Raw genomic sequence first — 23923 nt, 5'->3', positions numbered from 1 at the left:
CGGGCGGCCAAGCCCGGCCGCCTACTTCGCCACGCCCCCCACCCTGCCCAGGAACTCCAGCACCGCCAGATAGGAGCCTTCGTTGCCCGCCGCGTTGGCGCTGGGCGTGCCGCCCGCGTCCAGCAGCAGGCCGGACATGGCGTGCGGCTTGCTGATCAGGGTCGCGGGCAGGCAGGGATAGTGCACGTGATGGCCGGCGCCCATGCAGACATGGTGGAAGGTGGGCAAGCCATGTTCCTGGCGCCGCCGCATGACGATTTCAGAGTACGCGGTGCTGGGCCAGAAGCCGTCGTCCGACGCGCTGACCAGCAGCACCGGACCAGGATAGTTCTCGACCGGAATGCGGGCGCGCTCGAACGCCGCGCTGTCGCGCGTGGCGCTGAGAAAGGCGTGCGTCTGGCGGTACGGCGGCTGGGACGCGTAGGCGGCGTCCCAGTTGGCGCTGGCGTTGTCCTGCCACAGGTGCGGCAGCGGCTCGCCGCCCTTGGTCCAGACCTGCGCGTCGCGGCCGGTGCCGGGCGCGCCAGCGCTGACCACGCCATGCATCACGGGCGAAGGCACATAGGCCACCACTGCGCTTACCAGGTCCGGGTAATGCGAGGCCACCAGCAGCGAGGTCTCGCCGCCGCGGCTGATGCCGGACAGGGCCACGAAGCCGTCGCGCGGCTTGAGCTCCGCGCGTGCCCAGCGCAGCGCATGCTCGAAATACTCCAGCGGCATGTCGTTCAGATACTTGGGGCGGCCTTCGTAGTTGAAGATGGCCAGCGCCAGGCACTGGTAGCCGCGGGACGCGAACAGCGCCGCGCGCGGCGCGTTGACGCCGCCGGACGAGCCGTTCATGTAGATCACCAGCGGATGCGGGCCCGGTCCGGCGGGGGTGTAAAGCTCGCCCGACAGCGTCATGCCGCCGACTTGCTCGCGCACGCTGCGGTGCGTGACGCCTTCGGCCTGGAATTCCTGCACCAGGGTCGCCGCGGCGGACTGGCGTCCGTCGCTGGCTTCGATGCGGATGGCGAGCGGCTCGGTCCGGTCCGGCGGGAACACCACGCTGGCGACGTCCTCGCAGGCCATGGACCAGACGATGCCCATGGCCGAGGGTTCGGCATAGCTGCCTGACACGGGGCAATCGCGGGACAGGTCCAGGCTGCCGTCATGGCCCGCCACGAATACCGCTTGCGAGCGCCATGGCGCGCCGCACATCGTCATGCTGGCCGTGACCGTGATGAAGGCGTAGGCCGGAAAGCCGCTCACGCGGATCTCGCGCGTCACGTCGATCAGGGCGCGTTCCGGGGTGACGGTGATGCTGGGTTGTTCTGCCACGGTGGCTCCTTAGCTCTTCAGGTCGGTCTTGGGCACGCCGTTGGCCTTGATGACCTGGGCCCACATGGCGGATTCATCGGCGATGACCTTGTCCAGGTCGGCCGACGAGGTGAACTCCACGGTCACGCCCTGGTCCGCGAACTGCTGCACCAGGCTGGGATCGCGCGTGCCTTCGCGCACGGCGTTCTCCAGCGCCGCGACCACGGGCGCCGGCATGGCGGCCGGACCCGAGATCATCATGCGGGTATAGAGCTCGAAGCCGTCCACGCCCGCTTCCTTCATGGTGGGAACGTCGGGCAAGCTGGACAGGCGCTTGTCGGAGGTGACCGCCAGCACCTGCAGCTTGCCAGACTTGATGTTGGGCAGCGCCGAGGTCGGGAAGTCGAAGGTGCTCTGCACCGTGCCTGCCATCAGGTCCAGCAGCGCGGGGCCGCTGCCCTTGTAGGGCACGTCCTGGAACTGCGTGCCGGTCTTGGACTGGAAATGCAGCAGCGCCAGGTGGTTGATCACGCCCCGGCCCGCATGCGCGCAAGTGATGTCGCCGGGCTTCTTCTTGGCCAGCGCAATGAATTCCTGCACGTTCTTCACGCCCAGGTCGGGATGCACGATCAGCAGCATCGGCGACTTGCCCATGGAGCCCAGCTGCTTGAAATCCGATTGCTGGTAAGGCAGGTTGTTGTAGAGCAAGGGATTCAGGATCATGCCGTTGGTGCCGGCGAAACCCAGCGTGTAGCCATCGGGCTCGGCGCGCGCCACCGCCACCGTGGCGATGATGGCCTGGCCGCCGGGACGGTTTTCCACCACTACGCTCTGTTTCAAGGTCTTGCCCATGCGCTCGGCCAGGGCGCGCGCCGCGATATCGGTCAGCCCGCCAGGGGCAAAGCCCACCAGCAGGCGCACGGGACGGGTCGGAAAGGTATTCTGGGCCCAGGCGGGGCGCGAGATCAGGGGCAACGCGGCGAGCGCGCCCAGGGCATGGCGGCGGGTAAATCGCATACAACTCTCCAGGCAAGGACAACGCCCCCGCGCCCGGGAGAGGCCGCGGGGCAAAGCAATCGAAGGGAAAGGACGCGCGGGCCGCTCACCTTACGGCGAGCTGTCACGGCGTCAGTATGTTGTATGCAATACCGCGGACGGGCTATCTAGGGATATCCCGAGGCTCTCCGTGGAGCAAGCGAGCGCTTTATTCCGAACAGCGGTATTTGGTATGCGATCTGAGGGCGCTAGGCCTTGGTCATCAGCTTCTTCCAACCTTCCAGCCCCAGCCGCTTCATCGTATCGATGTTCTTCTCGTAGATTTCGGCGGCGTCCGGGAAGGACTCCACCGCGCGGTCGATGCTGTCTTCGCGCAACAGGTGCAGGATCGGGTACGGCGACCGGTTGGTGTAGTTCTCGATGTCGTCCGGCTGCGTGTCGGCGAACTGGAACTGCGGATGGAAGGTGGCCACCTGCAGCTCGCCCACCAGACGCATGCGCTTGAGCAGACGGTCGGACAGGTCTTCGAAGTCATTGAAATCAATGAAATCGTCCAGCGCGTCGGGAATGATCAGCAGCGTGGTGTCGATCTTTTCCGGATCGGCTTCGGCCAGCAGCGCCAGTTCGTCCTGCAGGTCGGTCAGAACGCCTTCGGCGTCGGTGGCATCGCTGACGGCAAAGCGGATCTGGTCCTTGACCTGCACCGCCTTGGCGAAGGGACAGAGGTTCAGGCCGATCACGGCCTGGTTCAGCCAGTGCTTGGTCTCAGCGACCACGTTGGCGTAGGCGTCGGAAGTGGAAATCATGGGTGTCCGTCCTGGAAAAAAGAAAAGCGCGGGCGTTGCGGCCCGCGCTTTGAAGAGCGTCGCCGCCGCTTACGCGGTGGGCATGGCGGCCATGGTCTGGGCCACGGCTGCGGTCAGTTTCTTGCCGTAGGGCACGTGCAGGAATTCATTGGGGCCGTGGGCGTTGGACTTGGGGCCCAACACGCCGCAGACCATGAACTGGGCCTTGGGAAAGCCCTTCTGCAGGATGCTCATCAGCGGAATGGTGCCGCCCTGGCCAATGTAGCCGCAGGACGCGCCGTAGTATTGCTGCGAAGCCGCATCCAGCGCCTGGGTCAGCCAGGGCGCCGAGGCCGGGGCGTTCCAGCCGGTGGCGGCGCCTTCGTTGGCCTTGAAGATCACCTTGGCGTTATAGGGCGCGTCGGCTTCCAGCAGGGCCTTGATCTCTTGCGAGGCGGCCACGGCGTCGATCAGCGGCGGCAGGCGCAGCGACAGCTTGAATGCAGTGCGCGGGCGCAGCACGTTGCCGGCGCTGGACAGCGGCGGCAGGCCTTCGGCGCCGGTCACCGACAGCGTCGGACGCCAGGTGCGGTTCAGCAGCGCCTGTTCGGGTTCGGTCGTCATGGGCAGCACAAAGCCGCCGTCGGCGCCGCAGCTCCAGGGGAAACGGCGCCAGACTTCGTCGCCCAGGATGCGCGCGGTGGCGTGCACTTGTTCCACGCGTTCGGCGGGGATCTCGCAATGCAGGCTCTGCGGCAGCAGGCGGCCGGTGCTGCTGTCTTCCAGGCGGTCCAGCAGATGGCGCAGGATGCGGAACGAGGACGGCACCACGCCGCTGGAGTCGCCCGAGTGCACGCCTTCGTCCAGCACCTGGACTTCCAGCGTGCCCGACACCATGCCGCGCAGCGAGGTCGTCATCCAGAGCTGGTCGTAGTTGCCGGCGCCGGAGTCCAGGCACACCACCAGGGCCACGTTGCCCAGACGGTCGCGCAGCGCGTCCACATAGGGCAGCAGGTCGTAGCTGCCGGATTCTTCACAGGTTTCGACGATGCCCACGCAGCGCGGACGCGGAATGCCCTGCTTGTCCAGCGCCATGATGGCGGTCAGCGAGGCGTACACGGCATAGCCGTCATCGGCGCCCCCGCGGCCGTAGAGCTTGCCGTCTTCGAGCTTGGGGGTCCAGGGGCCGAGGCCTGCGCGCCAGCCGGAGAATTCGGGCTGCTTGTCCAGGTGACCGTACAGCAGCACGGTGTCGCCGTTGTCGCTGCGGGTGGCGGGCGCGTCAAAGAAGATGACGGGCGTGCGGCCCGGCAGGCGCACCACTTCCAGCTTCAGGCCGGAGACCTTCTGCGCCTCGACCCACTGCGCGGCGTCGCGCACCACGCGCTCGATGAAAGCGTTCTTTTCCCAGTCCGCGTCGAACGCCGGGCTCTTGGCCGGGATGGCGATGTAGTCGGTCAGCGCCGGGATGATCTCGTTGTCCCATTTCTCGTCGACGAAAGCCTGCAGGGCCTTCGGGTCCAGGGTGGGAGGAAGAGCGTCTTCGGGGATGCGTGCGTTCATGGCGCGGGATCCTGTGTGCGGGAGGGGGTAGGCAATCCGCTATTTTATGCCTGTGTGGCGCGGCTGGCATCTTTTGTCCCTGGTTGTTGTCGGCGCCGGGAAATGGTGCCACCATGTGGTGCCGCCCTGTGGGCCGCAGATCTGGCCCATGAACAAAGCCCCCAAGGCGCAAACACGCAGGGGGCTTTGGTTCGGTTCACGGCCAGCCCTCCGGGCCGGCCGCCTTATGGGCCAAGGTCAGCGACGCAATCAGGCGCCGAGCAAAGCCGGTTCGCCGTTGCGGCCCACGGCCGGCGCGTCGGCGTCGATCACGCGGCCGGTCTGCAGCTTGAACACGGCCACGGCTTCGCGCAGGCGCTGCGCCTGGGTTTCCAGCGAGGCTGCGGACGCCGCGGCCTCTTCGACCAGCGCGGCGTTCTGCTGCGTCACGCTGTCCATCTGCGACACGGCCTGGTTGACCTGCTGAATGCCCTGCGACTGTTCTTCAGATGCGCTGGAAATTTCGTTGATGATGTCCGTCACGCGACGCACCGAGACCACGATTTCCTGCATCGTGGCGCCGGCGGCTTCCACCTGGTCCGAACCGACCGATACCTTCTGCACGGAGTCGTCGATCAGGCCCTTGATTTCCTTGGCGGCGGCGGCGCTGCGCTGCGCCAGGGCGCGCACTTCGCTGGCCACGACGGCGAAGCCCTTGCCCTGCTCGCCGGCGCGCGCCGCTTCCACTGCGGCGTTCAGCGCCAGGATGTTGGTCTGGAAGGCGATGCCGTCGATCACGCCGACGATGTCGGCGATGCGGTTGGAGCTGTCGGCAATGCCGCGCATGGTGCCGACCACGTCGCCCACGGCCTGGCCGCCGCGCGTGGCCACTTCGGACGCCGCCACGGCCAGTTCCGAGGCGCTGCGGGAGCTTTCCGCGTTGTTGCGCACGGTGGAAGACAGTTCATCCATGCTGGCGGCGGTTTCTTCCAGCGAGGCGGCCTGCTGCTCGGTGCGCGAAGACAGGTCGATGTTGCCCGCGGCGATCTCGCGCGCGCCGGTGTGGATCTCTTCCACGCCCAGCCGCACGGCCGACACGGTACGCGCCAGGCTATCCTGCATGCGCTTGACGGCGGCGTAGAGCACGCCGATTTCGTTGTTGCCGCGTTGCTCGATGCGGTTGGTCAGGTCGCCGCCGGCGATGCGGTCGAACAGGCGTCCGGCTTCATGCAGCGGACGGAACACCGCGCGGCCGAACACCGCGTACAGGCCCACCACCAGCGCGGCCACCACGACCAGCAGGCCGATCAGGACGGCGATCGCGCCGTTGATGCGAGTGGAGGCGTCGCGCGCCACGCGCTGGCCGACTTCGTCGGCGTAATCCACGTACTTCTGGATGGCGGCGGTAAAGGTCAGGCCCAGCGGCGTGACTTTTTCCAGGTTGAGGCGGTTGGAATCCTGTGCGTTGCCGGCACGGATGGCCGCGATCATGGGCACGATGGCGTCGCGGTGATAGACGTCGTAGGCCGCCAGCGCCGCGTCCAGCAGGGGCTTGCCCTGGGGCGAGGTTTCGGGTGTCTTGCGCGCCAGGTCGATCAGCTCGCCGGCCTTCTTGGTGTAGCCGTCCAGGCGCTGCATGCTGGCCAGGTTGTCCAGGCTTTTGCCTTCCATCAGCGCGGTCTGCGCGGCCAGCAGCACCAGGCGGGCGCGCAACAGTTCGGCGCCAGCGCCGTTCACCGCATTGGCGCGGACCAGGTTGGTGTCCAGCAGCACTTCGATGGAATTGCGGTTGGAGGTCAGCTGCTGGTGGACGGCGATGCCGGTTAGCAGGAAAAGCGCGAAGAAAACGGCTAAAGCGGTCGTCAAGACCGCGCGAATACTGAGATTCTTGAACATTGGGGTCACTCCGGGTTGCGTGTAGCGGCTACCTATGCTTTACGACAGGTTGCAATGAAAAGTTAAACATCTCATTTGATTGCATGAGGCATTTCGTTCCGCGCCGCGCTTGTCCAACACAATTAACAACGATTATCATTTGCAGTTTTGAACCTGACGGGAACCCATCGTGACGGCGGCCACCCAGCCCACGGCGCACCATGCCTTGAACCTGCTCTACCGCGACCACCACGGATGGCTGGCGGGCTGGCTGCGGCGGCGGCTGGGCTGCGCCCACGACGCTGCGGACCTGTCGCACGACACCTACGAACGACTGCTGAACTCGGGCCGGCTGCCCGAAGCCGGCCAGGCGCGCGCCTTTCTGACCCAGATCGCCCGGGGCCTGGTGGTGGACCTGTACCGCCGCCGCGCGCTGGAAAGCGCCTACCTGGACGCCCTGGCCAGCTTGCCCGAAGCGCACATGCCATCGGCCGAGGCGCGCGCGCTGGCGCTGGAAACGCTGATGGCGGTGGACGCCGCGCTGGACGCCCTGCCCGCCCGCGCCCGCCAGGTCTTCATCCTGTCCCGGTTCGAGGGCCGGACCTATTCCGACATCGCGCAAAGCCTGGGCGTGTCGGTGGCGCTGGTGCGCAAGCACATGCTGCGCGCCGCCCAAGCCTGCCTGGCCGCGCTGTGAGCGCCCGGCACGGGGACATCCCCGAACCGATACTGGCTCAAGGACTGGAATGGCTGGTCATCCTGTGGTCCGGCGAAGCCAGCGCCGACGAACGCGCCGCCTGGCAGCGCTGGCGCGCCGCCCATCCGGACCATGAGCGCGCCTGGCAGCAAGTGCAGCGGATCGATACGCGGCTGATGGACGTGTCGCCCGAGGCATCGGCCCAGGCTCTGGCCCGCTCGGGCCGGCAGGCGGGACGCCGCAAGGCCCTGCGCTTGATGGGCTGGGCGGTGCTGGGCGCCGGCGCCGCGGGCCTGGCGGCCCAACGCCTGCCTTGGCAGGCCTACGCCGCCGACTACCGCAGCGCCGTAGGCGAACGGCGCGAAATCACGCTGGCCGACGGCACCCGGCTCGTACTCAACGGCGACAGCGCCGTGGACATGGAATACACCGCCGACACACGCCGGCTGGTCCTGCGCCGCGGCGAGATCTACGTGCAAACCGGCCACGGCCCGGCCGCCGCGGGCCGACCCTTTTTCGTCGCCACCGCCTTTGGCGACGTGCAGGCGCTGGGCACCCGGTTCACGGTGGAGCAGCAGCGCGACCGGATACGGGTCGGCGTCTATGAAGGCGCGGTGGAGATCCAGCCCTCGCGGGGCCGCCCCCTGCGCCTGGACGCGGGCCAATCCGCCGCGTTCACGCCGCTGGCGGCCGAGCCGATGCCGGAGGCCTTGCAGCAGGCGCCAGCCTGGCTGCGCGGCCAACTGGTGGCCGAACGCCTGCGCCTGGCCGATTTCCTGGACCAGGTCGGGCGGTACCGGCGCGGCGTGATCCGCTGCGACCCGCGCGTGGCCGACCTGATCGTGTCGGGCGTGTACGCCCTGGACGACACGGACCGGATCCTGGCCTCGCTTGCAAGAGCCCTGCCGTTGCGCGTGTCGCGCTACACGAGCTACTGGGTGGTGGTGGAACCCAGATAGCCCTCCATAAAAAAATTTCGCGAAAACCGTAGCACTTTTTATTTCTCGTTCGGGATACCTGCATATCCGCAGCATTCACGTCCGCAACGAGGAACCCACTACATGCAAGCCCGCTCCACTCCCAAGCCCGCCCGCAGCACGCTGGCGCTGGCCCTGACCGCTTTGGCGCTGGCCGCGCCCCCCGCCGCCATGGCCGCGGAACCGGGCGCCCCCTCGCCCCAGGAGCGGGCCGCCAGAAGCTACGACATTCCCGCCGGCCCGTTGGACCAGGTGCTTAACGCCTATTCCCAGCAAGCGGGCGTGACCATCACCATCGACGGCGCCCTGACCGCGGGCCGGCGCAGTCCCGGCCTGCGCGGCGCCTATGGCCTGAACGCGGGCTATGCCGCGATCCTGGCCGGCAGCGGCCTGGCGGCGCGCCTGGAAGGCGGCGGCTACGTGCTGCGTCCGCTGCCGCCCGGCGCGGCCGGCGTCTCCACGCTGGAGCCGGTCACCGTGCGGGCCTCGAGCGTAGCGCCCGACAGCTACGTGGCCGAGGAAACCCGGGCCGGCACCAAGACCGACACGCCCATCCTGGAAGTGCCGCAGTCGATCTCGGTGGTAACGCGCGCGCAGATGGAAGCGCAGAACGCGCAAAGCGTGACCGAAGTGCTGCGCTACGTGCCTGGCGTAACGGTGGAAACCTACGGCGTGGACCCCAAGGGTTTCGATTGGGTCATGCTGCGCGGCTTCAACGCCCAGGCCACCAGCGACTATAAGGACGGCCTGCGCCAGGCGACCTCCGGCTACACCCTGTTCCGCAGCGAACCCTATGCGCTGGATCGCATCGAGGTGCTGCGCGGCCCCTCTTCCGTGCTGTACGGCCAGGGCGACGCGGGCGGGGTCATCAACCGCGTGAGCAAACTGCCCTCGGCCACGCCGCACTACGAGGCCGAGCTGGAGTACGGCAGCTTCCAGCGCAAGCAGGCGGCGGTCGACCTGACCGGCCCGGCGACCGAAGACGGCACGCTGATGTACCGCGTCATCGGCGTGGCGCGCGACGCCAACACGCAATTCACCTATCCGAACGGCGACCGGATCTCCGACGACCGCCTGTTCCTGGCGCCTTCGCTGACCTGGGCCCCTTCCGCCGCGACCCGCTTCACGCTGCTGACGGAGTACCTGCGCGACCGCTCCGGCGGCACCATCGGCACGGTCACGGTCAACGGCAAGCCCACCAATCTGCGCAACGGCGATCCCAATTTCAACCGCTACGACCAGGACCAGAAGAGCATCGGCTACCTGTTCGAGCACCGCTTCAACGACACGCTGCAGGTACGGCAGAACCTGCGCTACGGGCGGGTCGATTCGATCCTGGACAACATGTTCCTGGCCGGCCTGACGCCCACCGGCATCGCCCGCACAGCCCGGCGCTACGACGAAAGCATGACCGCGCTGGCGTTGGACAACCAGGCTCAGTTCGACCTGCGCACCGGCCCGCTGGCCCATACGCTGCTGCTGGGCCTGGACTTCAACCGCAGCAGCGCCGACGTGTCGCGCACCATGGGGCCGGCGCCCAGCCTGAACCCGTTTGACCCGGTCTATGGCGTGGACGTGCCCACGCCAACCATACCGCTGGCCAACTACCTGGAGCGCACGCACCAGACCGGCCTGTATCTGCAGGACCAGGTCCGCTTCGATGAACGCTGGGTGCTGACCCTGGGCGGCCGCTACGACTGGTACAGCCAGAAGACCGAAAACCGGATCCTGAACAACGACACCGATCAAAGCGGCAGCCGCTTCAGCGGCCGCGCCGGCCTGAACTACGTCATGCCCAACGGCATCGCGCCCTACGTCAGCTTCGCCCAGTCCTTCCTGCCCAATACCGGAACCTCTGCGCCGGCCAATGGCAGTTCTCCGTTCGCGCCCTCGCGCGGACGCCAATGGGAAGGCGGCATCAAGTTCCAGCCGCCCGGGTCGAATGCGCTCTACACGCTGGCGGTCTTCGACATCAAGAAGAGCAACGTGCTGACCAATGACCTGCAGAACCCCGGCTTCCAGGTCGCCTCGGGCGAGGTGCAATCGCGCGGCGTGGAACTGGAAGGCAAGTTCAGCCTGGGCGATGGCTGGGACTTCACCGGTTCCTATACCTATGTGCGCGCCCGGATCACCCGCGCCAACAACGGCACCGAAGGCAACCGTCCGGCCCTGGTGCCCGAGCACAGCGCCTCGGGCTGGCTCAACTACACGGTGCGCAACAGCGCCCTGGCCGGGCTGAGCCTGGGCGCCGGCCTGCGCTACGTGGGCTCGACCTACGGCGACAACGCCAACACGCTGAAGATCGCCGGGCGCACGCTGGTGGACGCGGGCGTGTCCTATGCGGTGGACAAGCACCTGACGCTGTCGGTCAACGCCACCAACCTGTTCGACAAGGAATACCTGGCGACCTGCTCCGACCTGAGCGATTGCTATCCGGGCAGCCGGCGCAGCGTCATCGGCCGGGTGAAGTACCAGTTCTGAACGCCACAATGAAAACGCCCCGCCGAATAGCGGGGCGTTTCGCGCAAGCGCCGGGTAACGAGCCCCGGCGCCAGCGCACGGCTTACTTCAGCCAGACGCGCGCGTTGCGGAAGATGCGCATCCAGGGGCTGAACGCGCCGCCCTTGTCCGCCTTGCCCCATTTCTCGGGCGCCCACGACATCATGACGTTGCGCGTCACGCGTTCCGGGTGCGGCATCATGACCGTGAAGCGGCCGTCGGCGGTGGTGACCGAGGTCAGGCCGCCCGGGCTGCCGTTCGGGTTGAACGGGTAGGCTTCGGTGGCCTGGCCGCGGTTGTCGATGTAGCGTGCGGCGGCCAGCAGGCGGCTGGCGTCGCCCTGCTGCGAGAAGTCCGCATAGCCTTCGCCGTGCGCCACGGCCACCGGAATGCGCGCGCCTTCCATGCCGGCGAAGAAGATCGACGGCGACTTGGCCACTTCGACCATCGCCAGGCGGGCTTCGTACTTCTCCGACAGGTTGCGCGTGAAACGCGGCCAGAACTCTGCGCCCGGGATCATCGGCGCCAGCGCAGCCATCATCTGGCAGCCGTTGCAAACGCCCAGCGCGAAGGTGTCGGGACGCGCGAAGTAGGCGGCGAACTGGTCCGACAGCTTGCTGTTGAAGCGGATGGTGCGTGCCCAGCCTTCGCCGGCGCCCAGCACGTCGCCGTAGCTGAAGCCGCCCACGGCCACCAGGCCTTGCACCTGAGCAAGATCCACGCGGCCGGACAACAGGTCGGTCATGTGCACGTCGACGGCTTCAAAGCCGGCGGTGTCGAAGGCCCAGCCCATTTCCACCTGGCTGTTGCAACCCTGCTCGCGCAGGATCGCCACGCGCGGACGCTTGCCGGTGTTGATGAAGGGCGCAGCCACGTCTTCCTGGGGATCGAAATCCACGTTGGGGCTCATGCCCGGGTCCGTGGCGTCGTTCCAGACGTCGAGTTCGGCCTGGGCGCAGGCCGGGTTGTCGCGGCGCGACATGATGCGGTAGGACACTTCGCTCCAGGCGCGGCCGAGTTCGGCGCGCGGCTGGCCCCAGACCTTCTTGCCGTCGCGGTAGAACTCGACTTCGTCGGCGCCGTTCAGGCCGCCGATGACATGCGAGTGCGCCGACAGGCCCGCGCCGCGCAGCACCTGCATGACGGCGTCGCGCTGGGCGGCCGGCACCTGGATGACGGCGCCCGCTTCTTCGGAGAACAGCGCCTTGAGCGTCAGTTCCTCGCGCTGCACCGCCACCTGCTCGGGGCGGATCTTGTAGTCGCCCCAATCCGCCGATTGCGGATCGAAGGTCAGCATGTCCAGGTTGACCGAGATGCCAGTGCGGCCGGCGAAGGCCATTTCGGTCAGGGTCGCGAACAGGCCGCCGTCGGAACGGTCGTGGTAGGCCAGGATGGTGCCGGCCTCGGCCAGGGTGCGGATGGTGACGAAGAAGGCGCGCAGGTCTTGCGGCGCGTCGATGTCCGGCACGGTTTCGCCGACCTGGTTATAGGCCTGCGCCAGGATCGAGCCGCCCATGCGATGGCGGCCGCGGCCCAGGTCGATCAGGATCAGCACGCTGTCGCCAGCGTCGGTGCGCAGCTGCGGGGTCAGGCTGGCGCGCACGTCGGCCACGGGCGCGAATGCCGTGACGATCAGCGACACCGGCGCCACCACCTGGCGCTGTTCGCCGTCCTGTTCCCAGGACGTCTTCATGGACAGGGAATCCTTGCCCACCGGGATCGACAGGCCGGTGGCCTGGCAAAGTTCGCTGACGGCCGACACGGTGTCGTACAGCGCGGCGTCCTGGCCGGCAACGCCGCAGGCGGCCATCCAGTTGGCCGACAGCTTGATGTCTTCCAGGCGCGCCACGTCGGCGGCGGCCAGGTTGGTCAGGGCCTCGGCCACGGCCATGCGGCCGGAGGCCGGCGCGTCCAGCATGGCGATCGGGGTGCGTTCGCCCATGGACATGGCTTCGCCGCGGAAGCCTTCATAGTCCGCCAGGGTCACGGCGCAATCAGCCACCGGCACCTGCCAGGGACCGACCATCTGGTCGCGGCTGGACAGCCCGCCCACGGTGCGGTCGCCGATGGTGATGAGGAAGGATTTGTTGGCCACCGTGGGGTGGCGCAGCACGCGGTAGGCGGCTTCGGTCAGGTCGATGCCGGCCAGGTCCAGCGGCGCGAACACGCCGGGCAGGCGCGTGACGTCGCGGGTCATGCGCGGCGGCTTGCCCAGGATGACGTCGATCGGCACGTCCACCGGACGCACTTCGGCTTCGCCCTGCGGACGGATCGAGTCCAGGCCAGGCAGTCCCTCGCCGTCCACCACGCGCAGTTGGCGCTCCTCGGTGGCCACGCCCACCACCGCGTAGGGGCAGCGTTCGCGGCGGGCGATGGCGTCAAAGCGTTCCAGGTCCTTGGGCAGGATCGACAGGACGTAGCGTTCCTGCGATTCGTTGCTCCAGATTTCGGCGGGCGACAGGCCCGATTCTTCCAGCGGCACGCGCTTCAGGTCGAAGATGGCGCCGCGGCCGGCGTCGTTGACGAGTTCCGGGAAGGCGTTGGACAGGCCGCCCGCGCCCACGTCGTGGATCGCAATGATGGGGTTGTTCTCGGCCTGCTGCCAGCAGCGGTCGATGACCTCCTGGGCGCGGCGCTCGAGTTCAGGGTTGCCGCGCTGGACGGAATCGAAGTCCAGCTCGGCCGAGTTGCTGCCCATGCTGATGCTGGAGGCGGCGCCGCCGCCCATGCCGATGCGGAAGCCCGGACCGCCCAGCTGGATCAGCAGCGCGCCCGGAGGAATCACGTCCTTGTGCGTCAGGCCGGCGTCGATGCTGCCCAGGCCGCCCGCGATCATGATGGGCTTGTGGTAGCCCCAGCGCGTGCCGCCGGCGGTCTGCTCGAACGAACGGAAATAGCCCAGCAGGTTGGGACGGCCGAATTCGTTGTTGAACGCCGCGCCGCCGATAGGGCCGTCGATCATGATGGACAGCGGCGAGGCGATGCGCTCGGGCAGGCCATGATGGTCGGCTTCCCAGGGTTGCAGCGCGTCGTCAAAGCGCAGGTGCGACACGGTGAAGCCGGTCAGGCCGGCCTTGGGCTTGGAGCCGCGGCCGGTCGCGCCTTCGTCGCGGATCTCGCCGCCCGCGCCCGTCGAGGCGCCGGGGAACGGCGCGATCGCGGTCGGGTGGTTGTGGGTTTCCACCTTCATCAGCGTGTGCACGGTGGTGTCGCGGCGGATGTACCTGGCGCCTTCGACGCCCTCGCCGGTCACGCCCGGCACGCCTGCCTGGAAGCGCTGGGCGGGGCCGCCTTCCATGATGGCGGCGTTGTCCGAATAGGCGACCACGGTGCCTTCGGGCTGCGCCTTGTGGGTGGCGCGGATCATGCCGAACAGCGTGTTGGGCTGTTCCTGGCCGTCGATCACCCACTGGGCGTTGAAGATCTTGTGGCGGCAGTGTTCGCTGTTGGCCTGCGCGAACATCATCAGTTCCACGTCGGTCGGATCGCGGCCCAGGTCGGTGAAGGACTTGGCCAGGTATTCGATTTCGTCGTCCGACAGCGCCAGGCCCAGCGAGATGTTCGCCTCGGCCAGGGCTTCGGCGCCGCGCGCCTGCACGTCGACCGTGCGCATGGGCTTGCCGGCCAGCGGCTGGAACAGCGCCTGGCCGTCGAAGCCGGCGTCCACCACGGTTTCCGTCATGCGGTCGTGCAGGCAGTCGGCCGCGCGCGCCAGCATGGCGTCGTCGAAGGACTTGGTACCCAGCAGGCCGCGCTCGGGAGTGATCACGTAGCGCACGCCGCGTTCGATGCGGTGCACCGACGCCAGGCCACAGTTGTGGGCGATGTCGGTGGCCTTGCTGGCCCAGGGCGAAATCGTGCCCAGGCGCGGAATCACCAGCAGGGACAGGCTCTTGGCCGGCGCGTCGCCGGTGGCGGGAGTGCCGTAGTCCAGCAATTGGGTCAGATGTTGCTGCTGTTCGGCCGTCAGGGCCGCGTCGGTGCTGACGAAGTGCTCGTAGCGGGCGGATATGTCGGCCACCGGCAAGCCGGCTTCCTTCAATTGCGCCAGGAGGCGATCGCGACGGAAGGAGGACAGGACGGAGGAACCAGGCAGATGCTGAACTAGGGACACGATGCGGGCGCCGTATAAAGAGAGGAGAGCAAAAAGAGATTTTACCTGTTTAGGGGGTTTTCCCGGAGCCGTTGTTCAATCGATCCCGAACGCCCCTGTTTCGGCCATTGTTACAAAAGAATTCCGAAGGCCGCGCACCGGGATGGTGCGAAGCAGCATCCGCGCCAACTCCGCGCCGCTGCGAATCTTTCCCAATACCGCCCGGCGCCCTGCCTGCGGTTTTATATTGCGTCGCAACATGTTGCGATCATCCCGCACCGCGGGAAAACACGAACTTCCGGCCCCACGGCGCGACGGTAGGATGCAGCGACCCCCATTAATGCATGGCGCCTACCCGCGCGCCGGCCGCTGCCTCACATGTCCCGCCCCGAAGCCCCCGCCGAGCCTGTCGAACCGATCATTCCCGCAGAAGCAGATCCCGCAGTCAAAGTACCGCTGGCCATCGAGGACTGGCTGGCCGTGATCCTGCTGGCGACCCTGGCCATCATCACCTTCCTGAACGTGCTGGTGCGCTATTTCACCGACCAGTCCTTCGCCTGGACGGAAGAAATCTCGGTGTTCCTGCTGATCGTGCTGACCATGGCGGGCGGCAGCGTCGCCTTCGTGCGCAACCACCACATACGTATCGAGATCCTGGCGGACTCCGGCTCCCCGCGCCGCCAGCGCATCATGGCGCTGATCTCCAACGGCTGCGTGCTGGCCTTCTTCCTGCTGCTGACCGTGCTGTCGGTGAAGCTGGTTGCCGACGAATATATCTACGAGGAGACCTCGCCCGCTATCGGCGTGCCTACCTGGTGGTATTCGATCTGGCTGCCCGTGATGGCCGCGGCGATCTCGCTGCGCACCATCGGCACGCTGCGCCGCATCGCCAAGAGCGGACGCGCCGCCGGGCAGGATCAGCAATGATCGCCGCCATCCTCTTCATTGTCTTCATCGTCCTGATGCTGATCGGCGTGCCGGTCGGCGTGGCCCTGGGCCTGGGCGGGACCGTGGCCATCGTGCTGTCCAACCTCGACACGCCCTGGTATGGCCTGTTGACCGTGCCGCAGAACTTCTACGCCGGCCTGGCCAAGTATCCGCTGCTGGCCATCCCCATGTTCGTGCTGGTGGGCTCGATCTTCGACCGCTCCGGCGTGGCCAAGCGGCTGGTGGATTTCGCCATTGCGATCGTCGGCCGCGGCCCGGGCATGCTGCCGCTGGTGTCGATCGCGGTGGCCATGTTCCTGGGCGGCATCTCCGGCTCCGGCCCGGCCTGTGCCGCAGCGGTGGGCGCGGTGATGATCACCGCCATGTCGCGCGCCGGCTATCCGGGCTCGTTCTCGGCCGCCGTGGTCGCGGCCGGCGCCGCCACGGACATCCTGATCCCGCCCTCGGTGGCCTTCATCATCTACTCGGTGCTGGTGCCCGGCGCCTCGGTGCCGGCGCTGTTCGCCGCCGGCATGATCCCCGGCATCCTGGCCGGCATCGCCCTTATCGTTCCGGCGGTGTGGCTGGCGCGCAAGCACAAGATGGGCGCGCTCGAAGCCCACTTGCCCCGCCCGCCCTTCTGGGCCAGCCTGCGCGAAGCCTCATGGGGCCTGGCCGCACCCGTCCTGATCCTGGGCGGCATGCGCATGGGCTGGTTCACGCCCACCGAAGCGGCCGTGGTCGCAGTGTTCTACGGCCTGTTCGTGGGCATGTTCATCCACCGCACCATCAAGCTGCGCGACCTGTACACCATCCTGCGCGAAGCCGCCGAGCTTTCCGCCGTCATCATGCTGGTGGTGACGCTGGCCGGCATCTTCGCCTGGGCCCTGTCCACGCTGAGCGTGATCGATCCCATCACCCACGCCATCGTCAACTCCGGCCTGGGCGAATGGGGCGTGCTGGCGCTGCTGATCCTGCTGCTGATGACGGTGGGCATGTTCCTGGACGGCATTTCCATCTTCCTGATCTTCGTGCCGCTGCTCATGCCCATCGCCAACGCCTATGGCTGGGATCCGGTGTGGTTCGGCGTGATCCTGACCTTGAAGGTCGCCCTGGGCCAGTTCACCCCGCCGCTGGCCGTGAACCTGATGGTGTCGTGCCGCATCGCGCGCGTGCCGATGGAGTCCACGGTGCGCTGGGTGGTGTGGCTGCTGGGCGCGATGTTCCTGGTGCTGGTCGCGGTGCTGGTGTTCCCGCAGCTGGCGCTGTGGCTGCCCAAGAAGCTGGGTTATTGAAAGGGCCGAACGGGGCGACCTCAAGGGGCGCCCCCAAGGCCGGCGGTACCGGTATTCATTACAACAACAGACACGCAAAGAGAGGAGACGCAACATGAAATTCCGCAACCTGATCGGAGCAGCCCTGTGCGCGGCTGCCGTCGTCGGCATGGCGCCCGCGCATGCGCAGAACTACAAGTCCGAGTACAAGCTCTCCATCGTGGTCGGCACCACCTTCCCCTGGGGCCAGGGCGCCGAGATCTGGTCCAACCTGGTGCGCGAGCGCACCCAGGGCCGCATCAACATCAAGGTCTATCCCGGCACGTCGCTGGTCCAGGGCGACCAGACGCGCGAGTTCACCGCCATCCGCCAGGGCGTGATCGACATGGCCGTGGGCTCCACCATCAACTGGTCGCCGCAGGTCAAGCAGTTGAACCTGTTCTCCCTGCCCTTCCTGATGCCCGACTATGCCGCCATCGATGCGCTGGTGCAGGGCGACGTGGGCAAGGAGATGTTCAAGCTCATCGAGAAAGCCGGCGTGGTGCCGCTGGCCTGGGGTGAAAACGGCTATCGCCAGCTCAGCAATTCCAAGCACGAGATCAAGAAGCCCGAAGACATGAAGGGCCTGAAGCTGCGCGTGGTGGGCTCGCCGCTGTACATCGACACCTTCACCGCGCTGGGCGCCAACCCCACGCAGATGAGCTGGGCCGATGCCCAGCCGGCGCTGGCCAGCGGCGCAGTGGACGGCCAGGAAAATCCCCTGTCGATCTACACCGGTTCCAAGCTCTACACCGTCGGCCAGAAGTACCTGACGCTGTGGAACTACGTGGCCGACCCGCTGATCTTCGTGGTCAACCGCGAGGTGTGGAATTCCTGGTCCGAGAAGGACCGCGACATCGTGCGCCAGGCCGCGCTGGACGCCGGCAAGCAGCAGATCGTGATCGCGCGCAAGGGCGTGACGCCTGAAGACCCGTCGCTGCTGAAGGAAATCGCCGGCCACGGCGTGACCGTGACCTCGCTGTCGCAGGCGGACCACGAGGCCTTCGTCAAGGTGACCAAGCCGGTCTATGACAAGTGGAAGAAGCAGATCGGCGAAGACCTGGTGAACCTGGCTGAAAAGTCGATCGCCAGCCGCAAGAAGTAAGCCCGCCAGAACAAGCAGCAAGCCCCAGGGGAACGGCGGCGCAAGCCGCCAACCGAGGCAGGGACGTCAGATCCCGCCCACCAACGGGCGCCAGCCACAAGCTGGCGCCCGTTTTCTTTCATGCGGGATAGCTGACTTCCAGGATGTCCAGCTCTTCGATACCGCCGGGCGTGCGCAGCACCACGGTGTCGCCCTCCTTGGCCTTGATCAGGGCGCGCGCCACCGGCGAGATCCAGCTGATCTTGCCCGCCAACGGCTCGGCCTCGTCGACGCCCACGATGGTCACGTTGTGTTCCTCGCCGGCCTTGTCCGAATACAGCACCGTGGCGCCGAAGAACACCTGGTCGCGGTTGGGCTGCGCGGCCGGATCGACCACTTCGGCGATATCCAGCCGTTTGGTCAGGAAGCGCATGCGGCGGTCGATCTCGCGCAGGCGCTTCTTGCCGTACAGATAGTCGCCGTTCTCGGAACGGTCGCCGTTGGACGCGGCCCACGACACCACCTGCACGACAGAGGGGCGCTCCACGTTCATCAGGTGCGTGAGCTCGCTGCGCAGGCGCTCGTAGCCGCCGGGCGTCATGTAGTTCTTGGTGCCGGCAGGCAGCGCCTGGGCTTGCGGCAGATCGTCGTCGTCCTCGTTGTCCGACTCTTTGACAAAGGCTTTGTTCATGGCGGTTGCGCCGGTCGGGCGCGATTACAGTCGATTGTGTGCAAGGGCTGGCGACATGGCCGCCGCCTGCGTCAGAACCAGTCGTGCCAGACCGGTTTGAGGTCGGGCGGCAGCGCCGGCAAGCGGCCCAGGTCCACCCGGCTTTCCTTCGGACTATGGAAGTCCGAACCGCGCGACGCCAGGAATCCATAGCGGCGCGCCACATCCGCATAATAGCGGGCCTCTTCCGGGGTATGGCTGCCGGTGTTGACCTCGATGCCGAGGCCGCCCAGCTGCAGGAATTCGTCGAACAGCGCGGCGAACTGTAGCGGCGTGTACTTGTAGCGGCCGGGATGCGCGATGACGGCGATGCCGCCCGCGCCGCGGATCCAGCCCACGGCTTCCGCCAGCGTGGCCCACTGCATGGGTACGTGGCCCGGGCGGTCGTCGCCCAGGTGCTTGGTGAACACGGTCTGCACGTCGGGGCAATAGCCGGCTTCGACCAGATAGCGCGCGAAGTGCGTGCGGCTGATGAGTTCGGGGTTGCCTGCGAACGGCAGCGCGCCTTCGTAGGCGCCGGGCATGCCCATTTCCGCCAGGCGTTCGCCGATGCGCTTGGCGCGTTCGGCGCGGCCGGAGCGGGTCTTGCGCAGGCCTTCGGCCAGCGCGGCGTTCTCGGGGTCGAAGCGCAGGCCCACGATGTGCACGGTGACGCCCGCCCAGGTCACGGAGATCTCGACGCCGGTGGCGAAGTCCATGTCCAGCTCGCGCGCCGCGCGGGCCGCTTCGGCCAGGCCGCCGATTTCGTCGTGGTCGGTCAGGGCCCAGACGTCCACGCCGTTGGCATGCGCGCGCTGCGCCACGTCGCGCGGCGCGAGGGCGCCGTCCGAGACGGTGGAATGGCAGTGCAGGTCGATATTCAATGTGCGCGCGTTCATCCAGCTATTGTAGAGAAGGCCCGGCAGCGTGGATAGCGCCGAGCCGTCCCTTGTTTACGGCGCGGTCAGGACAGCAGAAAGGACGCGACCGGATCCACCTGCTCGTCCGAGATCAAGGTGGGCGCATGGCCCACGCCGGCCACTTCGTGGGCCTGCGCCCGCGGATTGCGCTTGAGCATTTCCTCGACGGTGGCGCGCGTCAGCAAGTCGGATTCCGCGCCGCGCACGATCAGCACGGGACACGGCAGGGAATCATACGAACGCCACAGGATCTGTTCGCCGGCCGCCAGTTCCTCGGGAGTCTGCGCGGCCAGGGCCTGCGACAGCGCCAGGTCGTAATGCTTGACCCATTTGTCGCCCTGCTGGGGATACAGATAGCGCGCCAGGTCCGCCCACTGCGCGTCGGTATGCGGGCCGAACGTGACGGAGTTGGCGCGCATGGTGGCCACGGCCTCTTCGAAGCTCGCGAACTCGCCCGGCTCGCCCACATACTGGCCGATGCGCGCCAGGGCGCCCGTCTCCAGACGAGGCCCGACGTCGTTGAGCACCAGTTTGTCCAGGTGGAAGCCTTGCTCGGGCGGCAGCATGCCCGCGTGCGGGCGCATGGCCAGCATGGCGCGCGCGAACACCGCCGCGCCCGACAACGCCAGGCCGATGAGCCCCCCCATGGACGTACCGACCCAGGCCAGCCGCGCCGGCTTCAGGCGCGCCAGCAGGGTCACCATGTCCGAGACGTACTGCGGCACCGTGTAAAACGCGGGATTGGCCAGCCAGTCGGAACGGCCGCGTCCCACCACGTCCGGGCAGACCACGCGATAGCGCCCCGCCAGCCGCCGCGCCAGCGTATCGAAGTCCCGCCCGCTGCGGGTCAGGCCATGTACGCAGACCAGCACCTGGTCGTTGCCCGGGTCGCCCCATTCCCAGTAGGCCATGCGGTGCAGGCCCGCCGGGCTGGCGCATGTGACGAAATCCAAACGGGGTTCCAGGCTGGCGTCCACCATCGATACACTCCACGAGTCGTTGCGCGCCATGGCGAAGGCGCGCCAGGCCGGTATCTTATAGGACGGCAGGCTGCGCCGCCGCAACACCCGGCGGTGGGGTTCTGGACTATCGGCCCGGTCGTCGCTACGATCCTTGCATCCGGATCGCCGCCCCCACCTCCACGCACCGCGGGGTGCCTTTGCCTATCGAGGCGATCCAATCATTAAATTGGAGTTGCGGACCTGTTAGGATCAGACTCGGAAGTTTCAAGCATTGCCAGATCAGTCATCCCAAAATTGATATGGAGTCCGTATGCAGCAGAGCAGTCCTTCCTCGCCGTTGGCCGCCGGCCATCAATCCGCCAGTTCCCCTCCCCCCGAACCTCCCAAGGTGCTCCAGGACGTCCTGGCCCGCGCCGATGTCCGCATCAACGGCAACCGCCCCTGGGACATACAGGTTCATGACAAGCACATGTACGAGCGCGTCTTCGCCAGCTGGTCGCTGGGCCTGGGCGAATCCTACATGGACGGCGAATGGGACTGCGACCAGCTCGACGAACTGTTCACCCGCCTGCTGCGCGCCGACATGGGGTCGGCGGCGCTGGGCCTGGCGCGCGTCAAGCTGATCGCCGAGCACCTGCGCCACAAGCTGTTCAACCTGCAGTCCAAGAACCGCGCGTTCGAGGTCGGCGAACAGCATTACGACGCGGGCAACGACGTGTTCGAGGCCATGCTGGACAGCCGCATGATCTACTCCTGCGCCTACTGGGAAAACGCCCAGACGCTGGAAGAAGCGCAACTGGCCAAGCTGGAGATGATCTGCCGCAAGCTGCAGCTGCGCGAAGGCGAGACGCTGCTGGACATCGGCTGCGGCTGGGGCGGACTGGCGCGCTTTGCCGCCGAACGCTACGGCGTCAAGGTCACCGGCGTGACCGTGTCCAAGGAGCAACTGGCCCTGGCGCAGGAAAGGGTCCAGGGCCTGCCCGTGCAACTGCTGCTGCAGGATTACCGCGACCTGCAGGGTAGTTTCGACAAGGTGGTGTCGGTGGGCATGTTCGAGCATGTCGGCCCCAAGAACTACGACACCTACTTCAGCAACGTGCAGCGCCTGATGGCGCCGGACGGCGTGTTCCTGCTGCACACCATCGGCATCGCCTCCACCAGCCAGAGCACCGATCCCTGGATCGACCGCTACGTCTTCCCCAACGGCAAGCTGCCGTCCGCGCGCGAGATCGCCGCCGCCGTGGAAGGCCGCTTCATCATTGAAGACTGGCACAACTTCGGCGCCGATTACGACCGTACCCTGATGGCGTGGTGGGACAACTTCGAACGCGCCTGGCCCGGACTGGAATCGCGCTACGGCAACCGCTTCTACCGCATGTGGAAGTACTACCTGATGTGCTGCGCGGGCTTTTTCCGCTCGCGCGAGGGCCAGCTCTGGCAAGTGATGCTGACCCACCCGCAACGCCAGGAAATGTACCGTTCGCTGCGCTGAACGCGGTGACGCCATCGCCAGAAAGCCGCCCTTTAAGGGCGGCTTTCTTTTCTGCCGCGGCCACGGTAGATTCAGCGCCCTGCAGCGTCCTCGCGGATCATGTCGGCGGCCCGCTCCGCGATCATGATGGTCGGCGAATTGGTGTTGCCCGACGTGATCAAAGGCATCACCGAGGCGTCGGCCACACGCAGGCCCTCCAGGCCATGGACGCGCAGCCGCGCGTCCACCACCGCCCCGCCGTCCGCGTCGCGTCCCATCGCGCAGGTCCCTACCGGATGGAAGATGGTGGTGCCGATCTTGCCGGCCGCTTCCCGCAGCTCGGCGTCCGTCTGGAACGCAGGTCCCGGCAGCCACTCCTGCGGCTGGTAGCGCTGCAAGGCTGGCGCCGCCGCGATCCGCCGCACCAGGCGGATCGAGTCCGCCGCCACGCGCAGGTCTTCCTCGGTGCTCAGATACCTGGGCGTGATGGCCGGCGCGCCCTGCGGCCCCTGCGCATGCACGCTGCCGCGCGAGGTCGGCCGCAGATTGCACACGCTGGCGGTGAAGGCGTCAAAGCCATGCAGCGGTTCGCCAAACGCGCCCAGCGACAGCGGCTGCACGTGGAATTCGACGTTGGCGCGCGCCTGGCCCGGATCCGACTTGGCAAACGCGCCCAACTGCGACGGCGCCATGCTCATCGGGCCGCTGCGCTTGAGCAGGTACTCCAGGCCGATGCCGGCCTTGCCCAACCAGGTGGAGGCGATGCGGTTCAGCGTCTTCACGCCCTGCACCTGGATGATGACGCGCAGTTGCAGATGGTCCTGCAGGTTCTCGCCCACGCCCGGCAAGGCGTGCTGCAAGGCGATGCCGCTTTCGCGCAGGCGCGCGGGCTCGCCCACGCCGGAGAGTTCCAGCAGGTGCGGCGTGTTGACCGCGCCAGCCGCCAGCACCACCTCGCGGCGCGCGCGCAAGGTAGCGCTCTGGCCGTTGCGGCGCAGCTGCACGCCGACGCAGCGCTTGCCCTCGAACACCAGTTGCTCGGCATGGGCGCCCGTCATCACGCGCAGGTTCGGACGCTTTTGCACCGGCCGCAGGAATGCCTTGGCGGTATTCCAGCGCCAGCCGCCGCGCTGGTTCACTTCGAAATAGCCGCAGCCGAAATTGTCGCCGCGGTTGAAATCCTGCACGCGCGGAATGCCCTCCTGCTCGGCCGCGCCGGCAAAGGCTTCCAGGATGTCCCAGCGCAGGCGCTGCGATTCCACGCGCCATTCGCCGCCTGCGCCATGGAATTCGTCCGCGCCGCGGTGATAGTCCTCGCTGCGCTTGAACACCGGCAGCACCTGGTCCCAGCCCCAGGCGGGGTCGCCGGACAGTTCGGCCCAGTCCTCGTAGTCCTGGCGCTGGCCGCGCATGTAGATCATGCCGTTGATCGATGAACTGCCGCCCAGCACGCGGCCGCGCGGGTAGATCAGGGAACGGCCGCCCAGACCGGCTTCCGCCGCGGTGCGGTACATCCAGTCGGTCCTGGGATTGCCGATGCAATGCAGGTAGCCCACGGGGATATGGATCCAGTGGTAGTTGTCGCGGCCACCTGCTTCCAGCAGCAGCACCTGCACGGCAGGGTCGCGGCTCAGGCGGTTGGCCAGCACGCAGCCGGCCGAGCCCGCGCCAACGATGATGTAGTCGTATGTCTCCATAAGCTCTTCTTATCTTCTTGCCGGGGCGGTACGCCTGCGGACTGGGTGAGCCGACCCGGCTCTGGCGACCTTGCGCG

Annotated in this window: 17 protein-coding genes; 7 read left to right on the top strand and 10 right to left on the bottom strand. The window is 67.3% G+C overall.

Annotated features, from left to right (window positions below):
• Window positions 1-21 precede the first annotated feature (21 nt).
• The 5 genes from IB258_RS07515 to IB258_RS07495 all read right to left on the bottom strand — a co-directional run bounded on the left by IB258_RS07515 (window position 22) and on the right by IB258_RS07495 (window position 6518).
• Window positions 22-1320 (bottom strand): acyl-CoA thioester hydrolase/BAAT C-terminal domain-containing protein, encoded by a 1299-nt coding sequence (locus IB258_RS07515; RefSeq protein WP_192352345.1) that lies wholly within the window; start codon window positions 1318-1320, stop codon window positions 22-24.
• Window positions 1321-1329: 9 nt separating this feature from the next.
• Window positions 1330-2316 carry a tripartite tricarboxylate transporter substrate binding protein gene (locus IB258_RS07510; RefSeq protein WP_054456251.1) on the bottom strand — a complete coding sequence of 329 codons (987 nt, stop codon included), beginning with the start codon at window positions 2314-2316 and terminating at the stop codon, window positions 1330-1332.
• Window positions 2317-2543: 227 nt separating this feature from the next.
• The gene (locus IB258_RS07505) at window positions 2544-3101 is read right to left on the bottom strand and encodes a DUF1415 domain-containing protein (RefSeq protein ID WP_054456250.1); all 558 of its coding nucleotides are present in this window, start codon (window positions 3099-3101) and stop codon (window positions 2544-2546) included.
• Window positions 3102-3170: 69 nt separating this feature from the next.
• A complete protein-coding gene (locus IB258_RS07500) occupies window positions 3171-4643 on the bottom strand; it encodes a M20 family metallopeptidase (protein WP_054456249.1) in 1473 nt (490 codons plus the stop codon).
• A gap of 249 nt (window positions 4644-4892) precedes the next feature.
• The gene (locus IB258_RS07495; protein WP_054456248.1) at window positions 4893-6518 is read right to left on the bottom strand and encodes a methyl-accepting chemotaxis protein; all 1626 of its coding nucleotides are present in this window, start codon (window positions 6516-6518) and stop codon (window positions 4893-4895) included.
• A gap of 169 nt (window positions 6519-6687) precedes the next feature.
• Here IB258_RS07495 and IB258_RS07490 point away from each other — a divergent pair, with 169 nt between their 5' ends.
• The 3 genes from IB258_RS07490 (at window position 6688) to IB258_RS07480 (ending at window position 10652) form a co-directional block, all read left to right on the top strand.
• On the top strand, window positions 6688-7194 hold the full coding sequence (locus tag IB258_RS07490) for a sigma-70 family RNA polymerase sigma factor (protein WP_054456247.1): 507 nt from the start codon (window positions 6688-6690) through the stop codon (window positions 7192-7194).
• Window positions 7191-8153 carry a FecR family protein gene (locus IB258_RS07485; RefSeq protein WP_192352344.1) on the top strand — a complete coding sequence of 321 codons (963 nt, stop codon included), beginning with the start codon at window positions 7191-7193 and terminating at the stop codon, window positions 8151-8153. The genes IB258_RS07490 and IB258_RS07485 overlap by 4 nt, the downstream gene beginning before the upstream one ends.
• Before the next feature lie 102 nt (window positions 8154-8255).
• A complete protein-coding gene (locus IB258_RS07480) occupies window positions 8256-10652 on the top strand; it encodes a TonB-dependent siderophore receptor (protein WP_175181383.1) in 2397 nt (798 codons plus the stop codon).
• A gap of 82 nt (window positions 10653-10734) precedes the next feature.
• Here IB258_RS07480 and purL read toward each other — a convergent pair whose 3' ends face one another.
• Window positions 10735-14784, bottom strand: coding sequence for a phosphoribosylformylglycinamidine synthase (gene purL / locus IB258_RS07475; RefSeq protein ID WP_192352343.1), 4050 nt, complete (start codon window positions 14782-14784; stop codon window positions 10735-10737).
• A 357-nt stretch (window positions 14785-15141) separates the two neighbouring features.
• On the opposite strand from purL, the gene IB258_RS07470 reads away from it, so the two are divergent.
• From IB258_RS07470 to IB258_RS07460, 3 genes are all read left to right on the top strand, one after another.
• The gene (locus IB258_RS07470) at window positions 15142-15690 is read left to right on the top strand and encodes a TRAP transporter small permease (protein ID WP_054456244.1); all 549 of its coding nucleotides are present in this window, start codon (window positions 15142-15144) and stop codon (window positions 15688-15690) included.
• Window positions 15687-16985 (top strand): TRAP transporter large permease, encoded by a 1299-nt coding sequence (locus IB258_RS07465; RefSeq protein WP_054456243.1) that lies wholly within the window; start codon window positions 15687-15689, stop codon window positions 16983-16985. The genes IB258_RS07470 and IB258_RS07465 overlap by 4 nt, the downstream gene beginning before the upstream one ends.
• A gap of 94 nt (window positions 16986-17079) precedes the next feature.
• Entirely contained in the window at window positions 17080-18108 is a 1029-nt protein-coding gene (locus IB258_RS07460) for a DctP family TRAP transporter solute-binding subunit (protein ID WP_119451268.1), read from the top strand.
• Between the two features lie 118 nt (window positions 18109-18226).
• Here the strand turns inward: IB258_RS07460 and greB are convergent, their stop codons facing one another.
• The 3 genes from greB to IB258_RS07445 form a co-directional block, all read right to left on the bottom strand.
• Window positions 18227-18778 carry a transcription elongation factor GreB gene (greB, locus tag IB258_RS07455; RefSeq protein WP_119451267.1) on the bottom strand — a complete coding sequence of 184 codons (552 nt, stop codon included), beginning with the start codon at window positions 18776-18778 and terminating at the stop codon, window positions 18227-18229.
• Window positions 18779-18849: 71 nt separating this feature from the next.
• Window positions 18850-19695 (bottom strand): 3',5'-nucleoside bisphosphate phosphatase, encoded by an 846-nt coding sequence (locus IB258_RS07450; protein WP_175162247.1) that lies wholly within the window; start codon window positions 19693-19695, stop codon window positions 18850-18852.
• 65 nt (window positions 19696-19760) lie between these two features.
• Window positions 19761-20696: an alpha/beta fold hydrolase gene (locus tag IB258_RS07445; protein WP_119451266.1), complete on the bottom strand. Its 936-nt coding sequence runs from the start codon at window positions 20694-20696 to the stop codon at window positions 19761-19763.
• 292 nt (window positions 20697-20988) lie between these two features.
• Here IB258_RS07445 and cfa point away from each other — a divergent pair, with 292 nt between their 5' ends.
• Window positions 20989-22170, top strand: a complete 1182-nt coding sequence (cfa, locus tag IB258_RS07440; RefSeq protein ID WP_119451265.1) for a cyclopropane fatty acyl phospholipid synthase — start codon at window positions 20989-20991, stop codon at window positions 22168-22170.
• 71 nt (window positions 22171-22241) lie between these two features.
• Here the strand turns inward: cfa and IB258_RS07435 are convergent, their stop codons facing one another.
• The gene (locus IB258_RS07435; protein ID WP_054456238.1) at window positions 22242-23846 is read right to left on the bottom strand and encodes a GMC family oxidoreductase; all 1605 of its coding nucleotides are present in this window, start codon (window positions 23844-23846) and stop codon (window positions 22242-22244) included.
• Window positions 23847-23923 lie beyond the last annotated feature (77 nt).

Origin of the sequence: Achromobacter sp. ACM02 (assembly GCF_014851605.1) — a bacterium.
In the GTDB taxonomy this organism is placed as follows: domain Bacteria; phylum Pseudomonadota; class Gammaproteobacteria; order Burkholderiales; family Burkholderiaceae_B; genus Achromobacter; species Achromobacter aegrifaciens.
Note: the sequence above shows the minus strand (reverse complement) of the source record. Positions and strands in the feature narration are given on the sequence as shown.